At 58.8% G+C, this 19,775-nt stretch carries 14 protein-coding genes, 2 tRNA genes and 1 pseudogene; 6 read left to right on the top strand and 11 right to left on the bottom strand.

Annotation, left to right across the window (positions count from 1 at the left end):
• The 3 genes from G5358_RS04120 to G5358_RS04110 form a co-directional block, all read left to right on the top strand.
• Positions 1 to 1,304, top strand: a 1,304-nt coding sequence (locus G5358_RS04120) for an MATE family efflux transporter (protein WP_421323663.1), incomplete at its 5' end; no start/stop codon positions are given.
• Between the two features lie 194 nt (positions 1,305 to 1,498).
• Positions 1,499 to 1,575, top strand: a tRNA-Val gene (locus tag G5358_RS04115).
• Between the two features lie 38 nt (positions 1,576 to 1,613).
• Positions 1,614 to 1,690 (top strand) — tRNA-Val (locus G5358_RS04110).
• A 169-nt stretch (positions 1,691 to 1,859) separates the two neighbouring features.
• Here G5358_RS04110 and G5358_RS04105 read toward each other — a convergent pair.
• The 11 genes and pseudogenes from G5358_RS04105 to G5358_RS04055 all read right to left on the bottom strand — a co-directional run bounded on the left by G5358_RS04105 (position 1,860) and on the right by G5358_RS04055 (position 17,183).
• Positions 1,860 to 3,695: a sigma 54-interacting transcriptional regulator gene (locus G5358_RS04105; protein WP_421323662.1), complete on the bottom strand. Its 1,836-nt coding sequence runs from the start codon at positions 3,693 to 3,695 to the stop codon at positions 1,860 to 1,862.
• Positions 3,696 to 3,978: 283 nt separating this feature from the next.
• Positions 3,979 to 4,443: a hypothetical protein gene (locus G5358_RS04100; RefSeq protein ID WP_128835637.1), complete on the bottom strand. Its 465-nt coding sequence runs from the start codon at positions 4,441 to 4,443 to the stop codon at positions 3,979 to 3,981.
• 265 nt (positions 4,444 to 4,708) lie between these two features.
• Positions 4,709 to 5,197: pseudogene (locus G5358_RS04095) on the bottom strand (AEC family transporter); the annotation flags it as partial.
• Between the two features lie 119 nt (positions 5,198 to 5,316).
• The gene (locus G5358_RS04090) at positions 5,317 to 5,541 is read right to left on the bottom strand and encodes a hypothetical protein (protein ID WP_021229456.1); all 225 of its coding nucleotides are present in this window, start codon (positions 5,539 to 5,541) and stop codon (positions 5,317 to 5,319) included.
• Complete coding sequence (locus tag G5358_RS04085; RefSeq protein WP_421323661.1) at positions 5,538 to 7,490, bottom strand: hypothetical protein; 1,953 nt, start codon at positions 7,488 to 7,490, stop codon at positions 5,538 to 5,540. The genes G5358_RS04090 and G5358_RS04085 overlap by 4 nt, the downstream gene beginning before the upstream one ends.
• 11 nt (positions 7,491 to 7,501) lie before the next feature.
• Positions 7,502 to 7,906, bottom strand: coding sequence for a hypothetical protein (locus G5358_RS04080; RefSeq protein ID WP_421323660.1), 405 nt, complete (start codon positions 7,904 to 7,906; stop codon positions 7,502 to 7,504).
• Between the two features lie 2 nt (positions 7,907 to 7,908).
• Complete coding sequence (locus G5358_RS04075) at positions 7,909 to 9,057, bottom strand: hypothetical protein (protein ID WP_421323659.1); 1,149 nt, start codon at positions 9,055 to 9,057, stop codon at positions 7,909 to 7,911.
• Between the two features lie 3 nt (positions 9,058 to 9,060).
• The gene (locus G5358_RS04070; protein WP_421323658.1) at positions 9,061 to 10,263 is read right to left on the bottom strand and encodes a hypothetical protein; all 1,203 of its coding nucleotides are present in this window, start codon (positions 10,261 to 10,263) and stop codon (positions 9,061 to 9,063) included.
• An 83-nt stretch (positions 10,264 to 10,346) separates the two neighbouring features.
• Positions 10,347 to 13,964 (bottom strand): curculin (mannose-binding) lectin protein, encoded by a 3,618-nt coding sequence (locus tag G5358_RS04065; RefSeq protein ID WP_421323657.1) that lies wholly within the window; start codon positions 13,962 to 13,964, stop codon positions 10,347 to 10,349.
• Positions 13,965 to 13,968: 4 nt separating this feature from the next.
• On the bottom strand, positions 13,969 to 14,343 hold the full coding sequence (locus tag G5358_RS04060) for a hypothetical protein (protein WP_323952379.1): 375 nt from the start codon (positions 14,341 to 14,343) through the stop codon (positions 13,969 to 13,971).
• The gene (locus G5358_RS04055; protein WP_421323656.1) at positions 14,340 to 17,183 is read right to left on the bottom strand and encodes a tape measure protein; all 2,844 of its coding nucleotides are present in this window, start codon (positions 17,181 to 17,183) and stop codon (positions 14,340 to 14,342) included. Before G5358_RS04055 ends, G5358_RS04060 begins: the two co-directional genes overlap by 4 nt.
• A gap of 88 nt (positions 17,184 to 17,271) precedes the next feature.
• Here G5358_RS04055 and G5358_RS04050 point away from each other — a divergent pair, with 88 nt between their 5' ends.
• The 3 genes from G5358_RS04050 (at position 17,272) to G5358_RS04040 (ending at position 19,728) form a co-directional block, all read left to right on the top strand.
• Positions 17,272 to 18,456, top strand: a complete 1,185-nt coding sequence (locus G5358_RS04050; RefSeq protein ID WP_421323655.1) for a hypothetical protein — start codon at positions 17,272 to 17,274, stop codon at positions 18,454 to 18,456.
• Positions 18,457 to 18,595: 139 nt separating this feature from the next.
• Positions 18,596 to 18,934, top strand: a complete 339-nt coding sequence (locus tag G5358_RS04045) for a hypothetical protein (RefSeq protein WP_421323654.1) — start codon at positions 18,596 to 18,598, stop codon at positions 18,932 to 18,934.
• A 194-nt stretch (positions 18,935 to 19,128) separates the two neighbouring features.
• Positions 19,129 to 19,728, top strand: coding sequence for a hypothetical protein (locus G5358_RS04040; protein WP_421323653.1), 600 nt, complete (start codon positions 19,129 to 19,131; stop codon positions 19,726 to 19,728).
• The last annotated feature ends 47 nt before the right edge of the window (positions 19,729 to 19,775 follow it).

Here is a 19,775-nt window from a genome sequence, read left to right as displayed (position 1 = left end):
TCGCCATGAACTTCGTCGATACCGTGATGGCGGGACAGGTGAGCGCCGTGGATCTTGCCGCCGTGTCGGTGGCGTCCAGCTTCTGGCTGCCGATCATCTTGCTGGTGCAGGGCATCATCATGGCCCTCACCCCCATCGTTTCCCAGCTCAACGGCGCCCGCAAGCAGGACGAGGTGCGCCCCGCCGTGCACCAGGGCTTCTGGCTCGCCCTCATCGTCACGCCCATCGCCATGGTGGCACTCTACTTCAGCCCCCTGGCACTGCAATTCATGGACGTGGATCCCGTCATGGCGGCCAAGACTGCCGGCTACCTGCACGCCATCCTGTGGGGCCTGCCCGCCTTCGTGATGTTCCAGGTGCTGCGCAACTTCAGTGAGGGGCTCTCCCACACCATGCCGACCATGGTGATCGGTTTCGTGGGGCTCGCGGTCAACATCCCCGCCAACTACATCTTCATTCACGGCCACTTCGGCATGCCGAAACTCGGCGGCGTCGGCTGCGGCGTGGCCACTGCCATCGTGCTCTGGGCCATGCTGCTGGCGATGATCGTCTATGTGAAGTGTTCTGCCCACTTCAAGCGCATCAACCTGTTCGCCCAGCTGGCACGCCCCAACGGCAGCCGGATCTGGCGCCTGTTCCGCCTGGGGTTCCCCATCGCCATGGCCATCTTCTGCGAGGTGACCCTGTTTACCGTGGTCGCCCTGATGCTGGCCCCCTTCGGCGCGGAGACGGTGGCGAGTCACCAGATTGCGCTCAACTTCTCCAGCCTGGTCTTCATGCTGCCCCTCTCCATCGGTGTCGGCGTGACCATCCGGGTCGGTCACAACATAGGGGAAGGTCAACCGGATCAGGCCAGGGTCGCCGCCCGCACCGGCCTGATACTGGGCATGGGCGTCGCCGCCGCGACCGCCGCCCTCACCGTGCTGCTGCGCGACCCCATCGCGGGGATCTACACCGACGACCTGCAGGTGATCGGCCTTGCCGCCACCCTGCTCTTCTTCGCCGCCATCTACCAGATCTCCGATTCGGTACAGGTGGTGGCCGCGGCGGCCCTGCGCGGTTACAAGGATACCCAGGCCATCTTCTACGTCACCATCGTCGCCTATTGGGGGCTGGGTCTGCCCACCGGCATGATCCTGGGGCTGACCGACTGGGTGGTACCGCGCATGGGCCCGCAGGGCTTCTGGATAGGCTTCATCGTCGGTCTCACCTCCGCCGCCCTGATGCTGGGCGCGCGGCTGCGCGTCATCTATGGCCGCTTCGCCAGCCCCGCGGCCTGCACCGCCCTCTCCCGGGCGCAATAGGGCGCGGCCAGGGGCACGGGGAGCCGCACTTTTGGGGCGGCTCGCCTGTAAAATCAACAGGCTGCACAAGAACTGGGCAAACAGTCTCCTTTGTGCATGTCCCTTGTTGACAGCCTTGGGGGCCATGGGTAGTATGCCGACCACGCCAGCAGTGCTGGCGGGATAAAACGGGTCTTCACCCCGGTTTATGAAGTGGGTTTATAGCTCAGTTGGTTAGAGCACTACCTTGACATGGTAGGGGTCGTTGGTTCGAATCCAATTAAACCCACCACTTCTGCATAAAGAAATAAAAGTCGCATTGCGCACCCTGCGTCCTTAGCTCAGCTGGTTAGAGCATCACCTTGACATGGTGGGGGTCGGTGGTTCGAATCCACTAGGACGCACCAGATTAAAAAAGCCCGCTCATCGAGCGGGCTTTTTGCATTCTGCCATGCAGCCACTCCCCTGCCCCGCCACTTCGTTCAGCACAATTCGGCAATGGCGCAGAACCTTGTTCCCATAAAAAGCCCGTGTCGTCTGATAAACGACACGGGCCGGATAGATGCCGCCAGCGCCTCAGCTCTGCACGGCAATCTCGTACTTCTTTATCTTGCGATAGAGGGTGGCAATCCCAATCCCCAGCGCCTGTGAGGCCAGTTTCTTGTTGCCGAGCCGCTGCAGGGTCTCTTCTATCATCTGTTTTTCCATGCTCTCAAGGCCGCTCTCACCCGGAACGGGTTCAGGCAGCTTCTCCGGCGTGGCGGCGAGCGGAGCGGTGGCAGGCACATTGAACGATGCATCCAGGTTGGTCACCGGGATCGACTGGGCGGTGACGCGATGGGGCTCCTGATTGCGGATGATGTTGGGGGGCAGCAGGCTGGCGTCAATCACCTCGCCCGCCTGGCTGACGTTGACCAGATATTCGATGAGGTTGCTGAGCTCGCGGACGTTGCCCGGCCAGCGATACCCCTTGAGCAGCGCCATTACCTCGGGCGCCAGACCGGGATAGACGATGCCGATGCGGCTGGTGTGCAGGTTGAGGAAGTAGTGGGTCAGCAGCTCCACGTCCCCTTCCCGCTCCCGCAGCGGCGGCAGGTTGAGGGGGATGACATTGATGCGGTAGTAGAGATCCTCGCGAAACTTCCCTTCGGCGATGTATTGATCGAGATGCTGGTGAGTGGCGGCGATGATGCGAATATCCACCGGCACCGGTCGGCTGGCCCCGATGGGGGTCACCTCCCGAAGCTCCAGCACCCGCAGCAGCTTGGCCTGCATGGTGAGCGGCATGTCGCCAATCTCGTCAAGGAACAGGGTTCCCTGATGGGCCGCCTGGATCAGGCCCTGTTTGCCACCGCTGGAGGCACCGGTAAAGGAGCCCTTCACATAGCCAAACAGCTCGCTCTCCAGCAGTTGTTCGGGAATGGCGGCACAGTTGATGGCGATGAACGGCTTGTCCTGCCGCGGACTCAGGCGATGGACGGCGCGGGCCACCACCTCTTTACCGGTGCCGCTCTCGCCACAAATCAGCACGCTGGAGGGACTCTGGGCGATGCGGTGCAGCAGTCGCTTGAGGGTGCGCATCGGCTTGCTCTCGCCGATCAGCTGATCGATCCGCACATCCGGATCCGGCTCCTGCACCTGACCGGAGTGGGACTGGTGAAACGCCATCAGAAAGAGCTGCTGCCCCTGCACATGATGTAGCTGGCCGATGATCAGCTCCTGACGACCTTCAAAGGTGATGATGTGCTGGAGATGACCACTCAGCCCCTGTTGGGAGAAGGTGAGCGGGCGGATCCCCACTTCGCGCCCCTGCAGCTGTTCCTGCTGGCAACCCAGATGATGGAGTGCCGCCTCGTTGGCGTAGAGCAGTTGACTCTTGTCATCGAGCAGCAGGCAGCCCTGATCCATGTTGGTCATCAGATTGAGGAACACCTTGTTGACCCCGTCCGACAGCCCGCGCGAATCGAGCAACTTGGCCACAAAGATGGTGGAGATGTGGCGCACATAGTCACACACATCCTGCAGATTGTTGTTGAGGCGCGCCTGCTGCTCGTCGCTGAAGGCCACCAGACTGATCACCCCGATACAACGCTCGTCCACCATGATGGGCACCCCGAGGAAGGCGCGCTCACGGCAACTCTCCTTGCAGGTACAACCGTCACACACCGGATCATCGCTGGTGTGGGTAACTATCTTCTCCCGCTGATTATCAATCACATAGCGCAGCAGGCGGGAATCCCCCTCCAGCTGACGTCCGAAGAACTTGCCATAAGGCCCGGTGCCAGCCACCCGAACCATATCGGCATCCACAATCTCGACCTCAAGCTGCAGCACACTGGCCAGCATCTTGGCAAAGCGCAAGATGGTCGGCTGGATCTGCATCAACAGACACTGGTTGCTCACGGATCTCATCCATCATTCCTTTTTGTTCTTGTTATCCTCCCCCTAAAGGGAGTCATGCTGGCCAGATACTAAGGGATATCAGGGGGAACTACTTCGGGGGGGATCACGAAAAGGGAAAATGATCCGTATCCTCCGCGACTTCAGAGGCACAGATAAAATTCAATAAAAACATAAAGATGAAAACACATGCAGCAAGATAAATCACTTGGGCCAGCCAAGCCTGCAGATCTGCGGAATCCATCGACAAATCATGCTGAACGTGGGGAAAACAACCACTGAAATGGCATTTGGTTCACGCACCGCGTATCTGTTTCAAGACTTGGCACTCATGGTCGAAATCCGCTTTATCTTGCGGCTGAATGTAACTTTGCCAGCGGGCAAACAGCTCGGCCGTCGGATATCGATGCAGACGAATACCGGTGCGATAGAGTTTGGGAAAGAGTGGGTCTGGCTGGGATCTCACGACCAGACCGCGCAGCATCTCGCCAGAGGGAATGGCAATCACCAGCTCATCCCCCTCTTTCAACCGTATGGCCCCCAGAATACCGATGCCGCCGATGGCTATGTCGCGCACTACCACATAGGGCACAGGGTTGAGCAACTCCAAAAACCAGTTGCGACGGCTGCATTCTGCCTTGTAACCACCGCCACTGAGGATAAAACGGCGGTGTCTGCGCCAGTCATAACCGGTAGGCAATGCCGGGTCATAGCGCGATTTTGCCTGCCCCAAAGGATCAGATTGCTCACTTGTGCCCATCCGGTTTCCCTCACTGGCATTGGTTAAACAGTGTCAGTCAGCTCTTTTTCATACTATAGCTGTCGCCGTTATCCCTGGGGCTCAGGGCCGGATACGGGGACGACAGATGTATCACGGAGGCAATGATGGACAGAGATGGCATGGAAAAGCTTGCTGATCCTGATAGGCTAACTTTCCCCTGCAAGGATGAGATGCGAACTACTGTGACTCGGTTCGATCAAGCAATTGGCCAGTGAGTCGCACCGTCGCACCAATGCAATCTGGCTTAGCCGGGCAGATGAAGTGCCAGCCAGACCGCCAGCGGGATCACCAGCACAGAGAGGGCATTGCCGCCGAGCACGATACTGGCCACCTTGTCCGGCTGGCAGTGATACTGCTCGCAGAGCATGTAATTCAACACCGCAGGGGGCAAGGAAACCGACAACATCAACAGCGGGATCCACTCCGTCTTGAGCGGCAACAGCCAGATCGCCAGCAGCAGCGACAATCCCCCCGCCAGCAGATAGAGCAGGTTGCACTTGAGCGCGAGGCCCAGGTGATCGAGCTCCCCCTCCATCAGGCGAATACCCAACGCAAAGAGCATCAGGGGCACCGAGATCTGGCCAAGCAGCGAGGCCGTGGTCACCACATATTCCGGCAGCGTAATGTGCAAGTTGGCCACCAGCAAACCGGCCAGCGCGGACCACAGTACCGGGCTGCGCAGCCACAGCCAGCGGGAGGTATTGGCCGAGAGGATAAACATGCCGACCGAGATGTAGCCCGCCGCCGAAAATGAAAAAGAGTTACGGGGAAAATGAAAAGCTACAGGCCCAGTAGTTTATCAAACTTGGTGGCACCGGAATCGCCCAGTTTGATAAGCAGGTTAAACCGGCATTAAACCTCTATTTCATAGGTCGGTAAATCCGGCGCCTCTCCTGCCAGCTCCCCTCCCCTGTAAAACGCCTTCTTGCCGATGGCTACCCCGGTGCCCCGTACTGTGACTGTTCCACCCGCCAACGCGCTGAGAGTCGTGGTCGTGGTACCTACTGCGGTCACGGTACCAACCAGCAAGGGATCAGCGCCCGGTACCAACTCAAGGAATCGCTTAAACAGGTTCATACAAATCGCTCCACACTCAGTTGCTGGCGCACCGTCATGGCCCTGTTCTGCAACGCAGCAGAGACCCTGACGCCCCGGTTGTAACCCTTCCAACCGTCCACGGCGAGCAGCGCACCTGGCAGGATCAACCCGGTATCAGCTGACAACGGCAGTTCAATGGTCTGGGTACGTTTGGGCATGGTCTTGGCCAGCCCCACCACACCCTGGGCACGGGCTGCCGTCACATCACACACCAACGGGTGGGTGATGGTCGGCGCTTGTTGCTCGCCAGCCGTCCCCTGGCGCACCACCCGCGCACTGATGCCCTGATGGCCACCACTTACCCAGATCCCGTTGGCGGCATGACCCGGCTGGAAGTCACTGCCCAGGGTGGTAATGATGGCGCGGGGGATCGCCACATCGGCCACAGCAGTGTCAAGCTGCCATGGCACTGTGGGGTAACGCGGTTTGATGACCAGATGGCGGTTGCGCTGGTGTGGCAGCACAAAGCCACCGGCCGCCTCGGCCAGGTACCTAACCACCTCGATAGGGGTCTGGTTATCCAGGCTAAAGAATCCGGCAGGCACCAACCAGTCAGCCGCTTGCCAATCCAGCGTCCAACCCACCGGCAATACAGCAGCAGCCAGCTGGGCCATGGTCGCGGCAGCAGGCTCGCTTACCGCCTGCGCCAATACATGGGTCGGTGACAAGTAAGCAGTGCGAGAGCGTCCCGTCAGCGTTGCTGACTCACGGCCAAAGCTCTGGCTCGATTGCCAGCCATCACACACGCAGTCCCATTGCTGACCGTTGATATGAATGCTGACCTCTTCCTCATCGGTCAGCGCAGCCGCCGCGATACGGGGGATCTGGGCGCTGAACTGCCATGCCCAGGAGTCGGTATCGAGCTCGATACTTACCGCCGTGGCAGGGATATCGAGCCCATCGCGTACCCGCACGATCTTCGCTGTATTGCTCACCAGATAAACCCTCCGGGTTGGAATGACGATTGCTGCATCACTGCCGTGCCAAACAAACTCCAGCTCGGCCTCGCCCCGCTTGCGCCCGAACTCCAGGCGCAGGGTGCGCTTGTCTGGGCGCTCCGGGATGATCGGCGGCTTCGGATCCGGGCTGGTGCCTGGCCCCGGCTGCATCGCCTCCTCCCAGCCATCGCGCCACCCCTTCCAGAGCGGCAGGCCAAGGCGCAAGCGGCGGCCATAGAGCAGCAGGCCAACGGCATCGCCCTGGCTCCACTGGTCGGCCTGCCACACCTTGTCAAAGCGCGGCGGGTTGCGATAACCGCTGGCCTGCCACATACCGGCCTTGTCACCCTCGACCCAGAGGGCGCGATTGACGGCATGGCCTGGGGCAAGGTGCTCCACCTGCTGGCCATGATCGTGACCGGTGGCCAGCCCCTCCTGGTACTGACTGCGGGCCAGCTCATAGCGCTGGGGCATGATGGCGCTCTGCTCCACCTGCTCACTGTTAGCGGGTTCGGCCTCCTGCCAGCTGACGGCGCCCATGGTGCGGGCCAGTTCTGGCCGCTCCCAGGTGCTGGCTACCCGGCTGCTCACCAGCCCGGCCCGCTCCCACTGGCTTTCCTGGGCGGCGCTCGGGCCACGGAATACGTTGATATCGTACTCCCCGGCGATCACCGGCACCGGCTGCTGATTACTGGCCGCCATACCGCACTCAATGACGAATGCGCCCACCATGGCGCACTCTGGTGTCGTGGTACTGGCGAGACTCCCCTCCAGCACCACGGCGGCGCCCAGCGCGGCTATGGGGCGGTCTGGCTGGCTGGCCCAGCTGGCTGGCAGGGTCAGCAGGTCGGGGGAGACGGCCAGGCGCGGCGGCATGGAGGCGCCAACCAAGATCGCCTCATAGCGCACCACCTCGGCCTGGTTCAGCTCCAGCTGTCCGGTGGTACTGCGGGCCTTGCGTAGTTCTAAGCTCGCATCCTTTCTGGCCATATAGCCCCCGGTTACGGTTCGGTGATGGTGGCGTTATTGATGCGGATCAGCGCACCGGCAAAAAACTCGCTCGCCGGTATCTCCAGATCGGCGCCACTGAGCGGCCCCCCTACATCGAGATCCGCCACAAAGGCACCATCCCGGTCAGCAATGCGGCCCCAGGTGGGGGCGCCGCTGGCGGTGGCCATCTGCTCGGCCAGGGGTTTCAGGGTCAGCACCCCGCCGCTGACCGTCTTGGCACAGGGATGGGTGAACTTGAGCACCACCAGAGCCAGCTGGTCGGTGATGGCCGCCCCCGGCGCCGGTCTGGTGCCGGTGTAGACGGTCAGGGTGGCATTGGGGCCGCTGCCGGTGTCGATGGCAGTCGCCAGCAGCTGGGCGCGGCTGGTGCGCAGCGTTTCCACATAGGTGAGCATGGCTAGTTCCTCTTGAGCGGGGCCAGCATGGGGAAGGGCGCAGGGGCCACCCCCCCGCCAGGCGGGTAGGGTTTCGGTGCCTGGTAGTCGGCAGCCACGGCGTTATAGTCGGCGGGGCCATAGGCAGGGTCATCCTGGGCGACCACCATATAACGGCGATTCAGCCACAGCAGATCGAACCGATATACCCCATCCGATGCGCGGCTGTAGGTCTCGCCAACCAGTTCGCCATCCTGGGTAAAGCAGAGCACCCGCCGCCGCACCCCCACCCCGCTGATGGTCACCGTGCTTTCAATAAACCCCTGCTCCACATTGCGCACCCCATCGCGGATCCAGAAGTAATCCCGCCCCTTGCAGAGGGGGTACTGGGTCTGTTGCTGGAGGTTGACCGGCCCCGCATACATCGGCGGGGTGCCGCGCCAGGCCACATCTTGCTGCTGAAACACAGCTCTAGGCTCCGGGTTGGCGGGTACACATTTCACCGGATGAACCTTCATGGTCATGTCAGAAAAATGGTCATAGCCCCGATATAGGAACACCCGGCTGATGGTGGTATCGGCGCCCCATACCCCTGGGGCATACCACCCCTGATGGATCATCACCTTGGTCGGCGGTTGGGCTGTTACAGTTGGAATGCTGAGTATTTGAATGCCATTTAGCCAGACCTGATATTCACCCGGTTTGAAAATAATCAGCACCCTGTTTTGCCTGGTGAGGTCAGTACCTGGTGTCAGTGGATAAGAGCCGCGATCAATCCGACCGCCATTGGCGTAATCCCGGACAAACGAGCCACCCGCACCTGGGTCTTGCAAGTGCAAGGTGACGCTATTGGCCATCCCCTGGTGCCAAAAGTCAGTGCCTGGCACTCTACCGGCATCGTCACATACGCCACCGGTGCCGAAACTCAAGGTGAGATAACGGGTCTGCCCACTGCCAAGGTTGCCGGTGTTGAACTCCATCTCCAGCGCATCAAACCCAATCGCCTTGCTAATCAGGTTAACGCCAGATATTGCGGTGCGATTTGGCGCCAGTACCAGTTTGCCGTTGGTGATGGCAACTGAACCGGCTGGGCCTGAATACTGGATATCCCAATCATTAAGCTGGGTCGGTGATGACCAGTCATAGACCACTCGTTCATCGTAACTCGCCATGACCTACCTCCATGGCCCGGTCAGATCAAAACCGATCAACACCAGGGTGTTACTAAAGGGATCTTCACTTGGCTGGACGTTGATGAAGCGGCACAGCTTGCCTGGTATGGCTGGCAAGTTACCGAAGTTTTTGCGATCCCAACTTGGCAAGGTGCCATACGGGCAAATAATGCCGGGCAGATAGCCACGCAAATGGTTGCCGTTCTCCACCACCATGACCGGATCAGTGCTGATATAAAAGCCGTTATCCGGGCCATTCGGGATGCTCAAGCCGTTGCCAAATCGGCCAAACAACCCTTTTAGCCACCAGGTTGTGGAGCCGAACAACTGATGGTAGGGGCGAGCAATAGCCCGATGAGAGGAGGAGTCAAACAGCCCGCCGTTGTTGTAGTAGTTTGAGTTTTGGCTGCCCACGCCATAATCCCACCGCCTGGCCGTATCGTTGGCAGCGGTTACAGGATAGTGAACCAGCAAGGCATGGTAGCGATCACCGGGCCTTAGACTGCGCATGTAGCCGAACAGATAGAGCGCAGGGCGGCTATATGAACCGTAGTAGGGCAGGAAATAGAACAGCTGGGGATCCCCTATCAGATCCCAGCGACCCGATGAGTAGCGCTTGGTGGCTGGCCAGCGGTGTTCGTAAATGGTGGTGTAGGTGTTGATATCCACCACGTCCTCCACCATTGCTACCTTGGCCAGATACCCCACAGGAGATGTGCTGCTAGACCAGCCGCTGAATGCGGTGTTGTCGATGCGCAGGCTGACATTGCCAGACTCGCTGACGTTGGTGGGGCGCACGATAAACACCTTGCCGTCACCGCTTTCATGGGTGATCGTCCAGCCCAGCGGCGCCACCTTCATGGTCATGGCCGCGCCGGAACCGGCAGCGCCTGGGTTGCCACCGTCAATCTCAAACCACACCTGAGTGGTGCTGACCTGCATTACCCGATGCTCGCCGTTGTAGGCGGCAGGCGATACCCCATCGACCTGGATAACTGAATCTTGCAGATAGGCATGGCCGCCGCTAAAGGTGGCCACCGCCCACCCCTTGGCGGCATCAAACGACAGGGCGTTAATCGTCAGGGTGCCAAAGCCGGTGACCAGTACCGCCTTGAGCAGCGCAGCCAGGGCGCCATCTGCGGTATCGCCCAGGCTCGGGGCGCCTTGCATTTCGCTTGCAAACCATTTGACCTTGTATTCAGCCATGTTGCCGTTCTCCATGGTGGGGCGCAGCTCTACAAAAGAGTGCCCCACAAAAAATAATGGGCGGGGCACGGTGCCCCACCCGGTTAGCGGTTGACGTTGCCGCGCAGTTGCAGCTCAAAGCGGTCGCTTTCGCTGGCCGCCACCGATTGCAGCACGGTACGAATGGCCCAGATCGGGAAGTTGGCTGCCTTGGTGTTGAAGCGCAGCACGTTGCCACTCGCCCAGCCCGCGCCCCAACCGCGCTTGTCCAGCCGAAAATAGGGCTGGCCGTTGTTGGGGTTGATGGGGGCAAAGTCGGTATTCACATCCCCCAGCGCAATCTGGCCCACATGCTCCCCGACCAGCACAAAGCTGGTACTCGTCTGGAAGATGATGGCCCAGCGCTCCTCCAGGGTGGCGCGGTTGGTGACCACGATGGGGAAATCGGTGTCGTTGTACTGCGCCGTGCTCTGGTCGCCGTCTACAAAGTCCTGCCATTTGTTCGTCCAAACCTTCTGGTCAAACAGGTTGGTGTAACGCGCCCACAAGTCGCCCATGATCAGTGCTGACGACACCAGGGTGTCAGCGGCGTCATAGGCGTGAGACAGGGGGCGGGCCAGCACCAGGCGGCCAGAGATCTCCACATCGGTGACCAGGCTCATATCCTCAATCCGGTGAACCACCGCCAGCGGCTCCACATAGCCGGTCAGGTTCAACGGGGTGGCCAAGGTGACCACGCCGCTATCCAGATTGGCGCTGTAGAGCGCAGGATCGAGCCGCTTGCCGGTCTTATCCTCCACATGGCAGTAAGCCAGCCGCTGGCGCCCGGTGTTGAACTGCTGGCCAGCCGTCACCCCCATCGGGTAGGCACCGCGCTTGGTGCTATGCACCACCACGATGTTGCCCTTGCGGATAAACGGCACCCGGCCATCAGACGGCAGCCGCACCGGATCCAGCCCGATAATGTCGGCATCGAGCGGCAGATAGCTGAACACCACGCAGTTGAAACGAATGGAGTCAGCCACCACGCTGATCGGCTTCCAGATCTTGCCATCCTCCCCCACCTGTTCGGCGTCATACCATGGCTGGGTCTCGTTGCCCGCTGCCGTGACCTTGCGGCCAAAGCGCACGGTAACGATGCCGGTCTGATAGGACACCTTGCCATCCATGTCGGTGGTGGTGAAAAAGCCGTCCCCGTCTGCCGTGGCCTCGATACGGCGCCCGCTGGCGGTGTTGGCGCTGATGTAGAGGCTGCCCGGTGCCAAGGGGGCGCCAGGGGTGCGGAACGTCACCGCATCCACTGACTGGGCACTGAATGAGGTGGCCAGACTCTGGAGCGATGGCTGGGCCGGTTGCCCGGCTGCCCAGTCGGCCAGCACCGCCAACCCGTTGGAGTAGTCGATGGTGCCCGCCTGGATGCCTGCCCCGGTTGAGGGATCCGGGTCGCGGTAGAGCAGCCCTTGCCGGTCAACGTAGGTAGATCCCCCCAGGGTGAAGCGCATCGACCCCTCCAGAATCGCCTCGGCAAAGCCTGGGGTAACGTCTATGCGCAGCGCCTGAGCGGTCAGGGTGGCATTCTGGGCCTCGGCGCTGTTGTTGTTGCGGTAGGTCACATCCACCCACCCCTGTTCGCCGTCAGGGAACGTATAAGCGGTGTTGTGGTACTCAATACCGATCATCGTCCAGCGCTGGGTAGCAATCTCCTGGTTTCCCTCCCATCGGGTACCCACGGTCACCCAGGCGTATTTCGGCTTGGGTAGGGGGCTGGAACCATCCGGCATAAAGTGCAGGGTGCCCGCCGCATAGTCGATGGCACCCAGCACCACACCGCTGGCATCGATCAGCTTGCCCAGCCCGTCATCGCGCAAGGTGATGATGGGATCGCGGGTCTGGATCACCAGCTCCTGATCGTCCACATCGAATTTGTGATAGAGGGCATTGAACTTGACCCGCACCGAGCCCGGTGTGAGGTTGTGGGCGCCGCCGCCGTCCTTACCGTCCAGGGTGATGGAGAGGTGCCCCACCTGGCCGGGGGTATTGAGGCGCCCCGGTTCGATATGGCGCTCGGTCACCGGCTCACCGTACTGGTACTGGGCGGCGTACTCCTGACCCAGTGCGGGCAGGGTGACGTGCTCCAGATCGATGATCCCCTCGGCATAGTTGATGATGCCGGTGATATCGCCGGTTATCTTGCCATCCCCCGCCACATCGGTGGCCCGCTTGCCATCGCCCCAGGTGAGGATCACGCTCTTGGGGGTGATCCCCTTGTGGGGGAGCTGCCAGGCGCTTTTGCCGATGCTGATGGCCTGCCCGCTGCGGTTGGTGTAGTTCACAGGGGTGGCCCAGCTGAACATGATGGCGGTATCCACATCCGGCAGGGCGCCAAGGGTCAGCATCACCGACCCGGTGGCCAGGTTGATGGTGCCAGAGCCATAAGAGCGGTCGATGCCCAGCAGCTCCCCGCGCCCGTTGTCTTTCAGGTCATACCATTTGCCTTGCGCCATAAAGCTGACGGTAGTGGTGCCAGGCGCCGGGGTCGGATGCAGGGTGATGGTGTAGGCATAGCCCCGGTTGTTGGCCTTGACCTCAATCCGCGCCGTGTCAGCGATACGGGCAGGGCGAGACGCTGGCCAGAAAGAGACGGTCTTGCTCTGGGTGCCGTAGTTCGGGCACTGGGCATTGAACTCCAGCTGGCCACGGCCATAGTCGATGGAGCCGATTACCGACCCGGCAACAACCAGCTCGCCGCCCTTGTCGGTGATGGTCGCCGCGCCGATGGTGATAGTCACCGTGCCAGGCTTGGCCCCGCTGCCCAGGAACAGGCCACGGCTCGGGGCGATCACGGCAACGGTGTTAATGCTCACCAGCCCACGTCCAGAATCAACCAGGCTGGCCAGCTCACCGGCAGCCGTCAGATCCACCGCCGGGGTTTCGCTGCGGGCAGCAGGCACCAGCTGGGTAAAGATGGTCTTGGCCCGTACTTTCATCGAGCCAAAGGCCGCATCCTCCACCATCTTGGTACTGGCAAAGTAGTTAGCCGCATCGGCCACCACGGTTTCGCGCAGGGCGGTCTTGGGGTTGGTCACCACATCATAGGGGGTCGGCTGTTCCCCCTCGAAGGTGAAGCGCAGCGGATCCGCCAGGGTGCAGGTGACCACGTTGCGGGTGAACTCGGGCAAACCTTGCACCTGGAACTTGTTCAGCTTCTGGGTTACATCCAGCACCCGCACATACTGCTCGAACTCCCCGGCCTTGTTCTCGTTGCCGACCAGCACCAGGGTTTCGCCCACCTCTGGCAATCGCGCCTCAACCCGCTGGAAGAAGCGGATCGCCCGCAGCCCTTCCAGCTGGGTATCGTAGAGAAAACCCTGCCACTTGGGACCACGCGCCAGATAGCGCTCCACCACATCGCGGGCATTGTTGCGGGTGTCGTGGTGGTCTTTGGTGGTCATCAGGGCAAGGCCCACGTTCGGATCGTAGGGCGGCAGCAGCACGGCGGCATTCGCGCCATAGTAGGTGTCGGTGTCGTCCGTCTGCACCGCCAGAAATACCTTGCGCAGGTTAACCACCCCATAAGCCCGATCCAGATCGCTGATATCGGGAAACATGCTGTTATGTTCGCCGCTGACGATCTCCTTGCCGGTGATGCGCCCGCCACCGTCCTCGGTGTCCGTCATCCGCTGGCTGGCCATCAGCTTGATATCGCCAGATAGAATGGTCATGGGGTTACTCTCCGCGCTCAATTTCGGTCAGATTCAGGGTCAGGGTGTAGGGGTGATCACCGTCTGGATCAGCCAACTCGTACAAGGGCGTGGCTACCACACCAGGGCGGCGCCACACTACGGTTCGGGTCACGCCATCGAGCAGGGTCAACGTCATCAGCTGGGCCACCTGCGCCTCCAGCACCTTGAGCTCCTGCACCTTGGCGCGGGAGCAATGCCCGCTCAGGGTCAGCGGCTGCCCCTCCGGCTTGACGGTCTCCTCCACCAACAGGGCGCCGCTCAGGGTCGGGGTCACCACCTGTTCGACCGGCGCCCACTCGAACTCGTCGCGCCAGACCAGATCATCTGGTAGCAGCACGCTGTTTAAGGTCACGTTCATTGCCGCAGTCCTTGCTGTTTAAGAATGTTGATAAAGGCGTTGGCATTGGCCTCATCGGCCTGCAGTTCGGCCGAGCCTCCCACCCCTTTGAGCTCGATGGTGATCCGCTCAGGCAAGGGTCTGCGCGTCCCTGGGGGGTTGGGGCCGGGGGCTGGCTGCTCTACAGTTGTGACTGGTGCCTGGATGGAGGCCTGGTTGGTTTTGGCACTCTCTTTGGCCAACGCTTTGTTGAGTTCCTCTTTTAGGCGGGCCTGCATCGCCTCCATCTCTTTTTGGAACTTCTCGCCGTAATACTTGCTCCACTCGCTGTAGGCCGGAATATCCTTGACCTTCTGGCTGTAGCGGGCCAGCTCCTCCTCCACCCCGGCCAGGGTATTGGCCAGCCCCTCGGCATTGCCGCGCAGGCTATTGATATCCACGCTCTTGTAGTAGAAAGAACCGGCATTCACGGTGCGGGTGATATCGCCTCGACCTCCGCCCCCGCCACTACTGGTGAGGCTGGCATTCGTCTGCTTGGCTTCATCCTGTACCCCTTTAAGCCCCGCCCGCATCACATCAGTAGCACCTTTGGCCCGTGCAGCCGCTTCGTCAAAGCCATCACCAATGGCCGCGACTGCCTGCTTGGTATCGCCGCTCCCCCCTTTCACTTTGGCCATGGCATCGGCGGCGATGGCCATGGAGCGAGCCAGCGCATCCCCGGTGATTTTCCCCTGGGCGGCCAGTTGCTTCTGACGCTCGATCACCGCATCGATCTCGGCGGTGGTCTTGGCGCTGTTGTAGGCGGCGGCCAGCGCCTCCTCGATGGCGGCACTACTGGCCCCCGTGTGCGCCACCAATACATCCAGGGCGCCGATGGTCTTCTGAAAACCCGCACCGATACGGCCATTGGCCTGCTCAAAATCGAGGCCGAGCACCTTAAACGCCTCTGCCAGTTTGGCTGGGCCATCAGCTGCGGTTTGCTTGGCCACTGCATTGATCTCGGCCAGATAATCACGGGTACTCTTTGCCTCATCCCCCAGCGCTTTAACGGCTGCAGCCCCCTTCTGCCAGCTTCCAGTGGCATCGTCGTAATGCACCTTGCCCTCGGCGACCAGGCGATCGAGATCCACCATGCTGGTAATGGCAACACCGAGCTCCGTTGACAGGGCGGCAAACTGACCATTGAGGCGGGCCTGAGTCTCGGAGCGCAGCCCCTGCGCCTCCCGAAGTGCCAGCTCAGCCTGCACCAGCTGGCGCAAGGCAGAGGCGAACTGGGTGATCTGGATGATGGACTCGACCGCCACGGCGGCCAGCAGCCCCTTGACGGCTGCGCCCAGTGCCCTGACCCCGATGGCAGCACCGGCTGCTGCCGTGCCCGCTGTCGTCATACCGCCTGCTGCTGTCGCGCTCGCCGCAGGCATGGCAATAAACTGGGCGTAGAGGTTGCGCAGATCACCAATCCAACCCGCGATTTTGAGGCCGACCCAAGCCTGGGCCAGCACGGTCAGCGCGGTGCGCCACTCATAGAGGGTCTGGATCAGTGACTTGAGGGTTTCCCCCATGGTGATAAAGCCATCGGAGAGGCGTTTGGCCCACTCCTGCAGGCGGCCATCCTTGGCCATCGTCTCAAATTCGGCATTAAGGTTGGCCAGCTGGTTTTTGAGCCAGGCCAGCGCCCCGTTCTCGGCCACCATCCGGTAAAACTTGGCGAGATTGTCCTGGGCATTGGAGATAAGCCCGGAAAGCAGACTCATGTTGTCGGCAGCGGCACCGCGCGATTGGGCAGCAATCTCGTTCATCAGGGCAGAGATGGTCTCGCGGCCCAGCTTGCCTGCCTCAGAGAGCTTCTGCAGCTCGGCGGTATTCTTGCCAGTCACCTGCTCCAACATCTGCCAGACCGGCACGCCACGCTCAATCAGCTGCAGGATCTCCTCACCCTGCAGCTTCTGCTTGGCCCAGGCTTGGCCGAGCGCCAGGGAGATGCCCTGAACCTCTTCAAAACCACCGCCCAATTTGAACGCCTGATCGACAATGCCCTGCATGGCCCCCGCCATGGGGTCGATGCCGAACGCCTTAAGGCGCACGAACACCTGGGTGACTTCACTGAGCTGCAGGGGGGTGTTCTTGGCAAAGTCCTGGATCCAGGCTGACGCCTCTTTGCCACCAGCAATCGACCCCATCACGGCCTTGAGCTGCACATCGAGGCGCTCGGCCTGATCGCCGGTCTGGAACATGGCGAGCAGTTGGGTAGTCAGGGTCTGGATACCGAACCAGGTACCCGCCAACGCCACCAGGCGGCCGGTCAGACTGCCGATGGCCCCTTGAAAACCACCGGCATGCTGACTGCTCTGGCTAAGCTCGCGCCCCAGCCGTTCGGTCTGGGCGACACTCCTGGTCAGCTCACGCTGCAGGCGCTGCTGTTCCTGGGCAAGGTTCTTGGTATCGAGCCCGGACTGCTTGAGCCCTGCGTGGAGGCGGGTATGACTGGCTGACTGAGCGACCAGCTGGCGCTCCAGTTGCTTGACCTCGGAAGCCAGCAACCGCTCTTGTTCGGCCAGCGCCTTGGCGTCACCGGCGCCTGCTTGGCTGGAGCGGCGCAACTGCTCCAGCTTGTCACGGCTAAGCACGGTCGCCAGTTCAAGCTGGGTCAGGGCGGCTTTGGAGTCATTGAACTGCTGGATCAGCGCCTGCTGGCGGCTTAACGATTCGAGGCTCTCGGCCAATTGCGCCGTTTCGGCGGCAGTCTCGTCCGAGATCGGGCCCAGCTCCTGCACCTCACCCGCCAAGGCGGCCAGATCTTCCCGGCCGGTGACTTTGGCCGCCAGCTCCAAGGCAAGTTTGAGGGTGGTAGAGGTGGGCATGGGGCATTCCGATCAGATTCAGATATGCCCTATTGTGAAGAAATGGCAGAATATTGGTGTTTATGGCTGATTAGTATTAGGAATAGTTATGATCGTTCGTGAATATATAAAATGCTTGATTTGTGATACACCCTACTGTTTACGTGTTGGGGTTGGCTATGACCCTTACCAAAGGCACTTTTTTGATTGCATCAACTGCGAGCTTCCAATTGGAATTGCTGTTAGAGCAAATCCCCCTTATGCTCATGTCGAAACCGTCGAAAACTGCATAATAACTAAGGATAATGAAGGTATTGTCTATAACCTCCACCCTAATTTTTCCTTTGAACAAAATAAGTTACACGACCCCCAATTTTTTGCATCACTGGAATCTTTTTCAATCATTCAAAAGCACATCCGATTTCGGGAAGGGAAATTTCAAGACATATCTGTTCAATTTGATGTAATAAACGCACCAGCATTGTGGAACAACTTAAAATCAATAATAAAGCTAGACTCTAAAAAAACCAATGAAGAAGCCCTCAAAAAACAGCTGGAAGCATATTCTAAAAAACGATCACTCTACGGAGACAATTCCACCATCAGTAACAAACATGACGCAGCAATTAACTTTATTGACTCATTGTTTTATCCAAGAGTAAATGAAATATCAAAGCCAATAATTGAAAAAATAGCAACTCTAGAAGAGCACCCAGATTATGCACGATTTATAACATTTTATAAAGAACACCTTTTATCAGAAAACCAAGAACGCTATTTATCCACGCTGACCGACTATTTTAAATATAGAGACAACTTCGGGCAATTAATCTACCATGCACGAGTAAATAATGATGACATAAAGGACAGAGTTATTGGTTCGAAAAACTTAGATGAAATAAAATTATTCTACGGCCAAGCATATGAGACATTGACAAGCCACTTCACAATTTTCGCATGCATCAATAATATGCTGGACGGCCGTCGTTTCGATGAATTCAAGATGATGCCCCTCAAAAAATACATGTCTCTAGACAAAGCAAGACGACATGAATGCTTTGAAAACAAAGAGTTTTTCAAGCCATTTATAGAAGGTCTAGATTCCACATTGAGGAATGGTACTCATCATGCTTCGGTGTGGCGAGATGGAGAAATAATATACTTCAGAACCGGTGGAACAGGTGCGGAGAGGTCTATCTCATACAGTGAATACATTCATATTTGCAATAAATTAACCATCTCAATATCCGCATTATTCATTATTGAGCTAGAGCTTCAACGGTTGATTAAATGAATAACGGCGGGTAACCCCGCCATTCTACTCTCAATCCTTCACGACCTGATCCACATAGAAGGATGCTATTTCGCACAACTTAAACACTACACCACTGATGACATAACAACCTGAAAACTGTCATTTCTGACAGTGGCAAGTGAGCCTGTACGGTCAAGACTTAGATTTACTTGAGTCGAAAGGTATGGGCGTAATGCATCAATTTGGCGTCTGGCATGAAGGGGGGCATCACACCATACAAGGGCTGCCGATCCTGAAACATCTACTGTGTACACTCCATGGCGATGTGATGGTGCGCTATGTCTGCCGTGCCGATACCCCTTGCACCCTGTTTCTGACCATCAAAGATGGCGTGCCATACCAGAAGTTCAAAGAGGGTACTCCGCCGCTTGATTGGCAATGGTTAGAGAAATCTATTCTGCCCCTTTCAGCCTCATCTCAGCCACTGGTCATAATTAAGCGGCTGGCATGGTGTTAAACACCAAGCACCTCTAATCGCTCTGTGTCGAGACACACTTTCTTGATTTTACTTGATGGTTATGTGCGGCAAATCACACTTACCAGCCCCTAATTTAGAGCTCTAGCACTAGTCTTAAAGTGTAAGCAGGAAGCGATCATGGTGGTGAGCTTTGCCAGCTCTGCAGTCCCCATACATAAATGGAGAGTGCGATCATGGAAAAAATTCCCTGTCTAATATTGGCAGTCTGTATAGGCCCCCTTACTGGCTGTTCAAGCATACCGGACAAGTTAGCCGAATCTACGGCCATCGAATGGCCCTGGCCCGACAATAAACCAGGCGATAATGCCCAAGCTGAATATCTAAAAGCAACGGCGTATTGCGTCAAACTCCAGCAGTATTACGCCGCAGGCGGTAGTTCTACCAAAGCAGCAAAATTCGGTCTGGCAGCACTAGGTACAATGGCTGGCGCAGTCTTTGCGCCTATAGCCACGGGATCAGCAGCAATTGCATGGTCTGGCTTTTCAGGGGCGACCAATGCCCTACAAATATCCTATGACCAGTCCTTTGACTATGCCCTTGTGACGGCTCGGCGAGCACAAATTCAGAGAGAGATGGAAAAGGGTCAAGATGCTTATGCTGAAAAGCCAACGGTTCTAAGTGCTATTAATTTGGCATCCAGATGTGCCATGGCACCGGCACAGGTTGACCAAGCATTTATGGCTACGCTTAACGACTTAAGAAACAGCGGAAAAAAACCAGAAGAGAAGCAACCAGAGGTGGTAAAACCACCAGTAACCCCAGACAAAAAATAAGCAAAAAAGAAATAATGGAAAACGGCGAGTTTCCTCGCCGTTTTCCA

Source organism: Aeromonas sp. 604176 (assembly GCF_049170755.1).
Classification (GTDB): domain Bacteria; phylum Pseudomonadota; class Gammaproteobacteria; order Enterobacterales; family Aeromonadaceae; genus Aeromonas; species Aeromonas veronii_A.
This window is presented reverse-complemented; position numbering and strand designations above follow the sequence as displayed.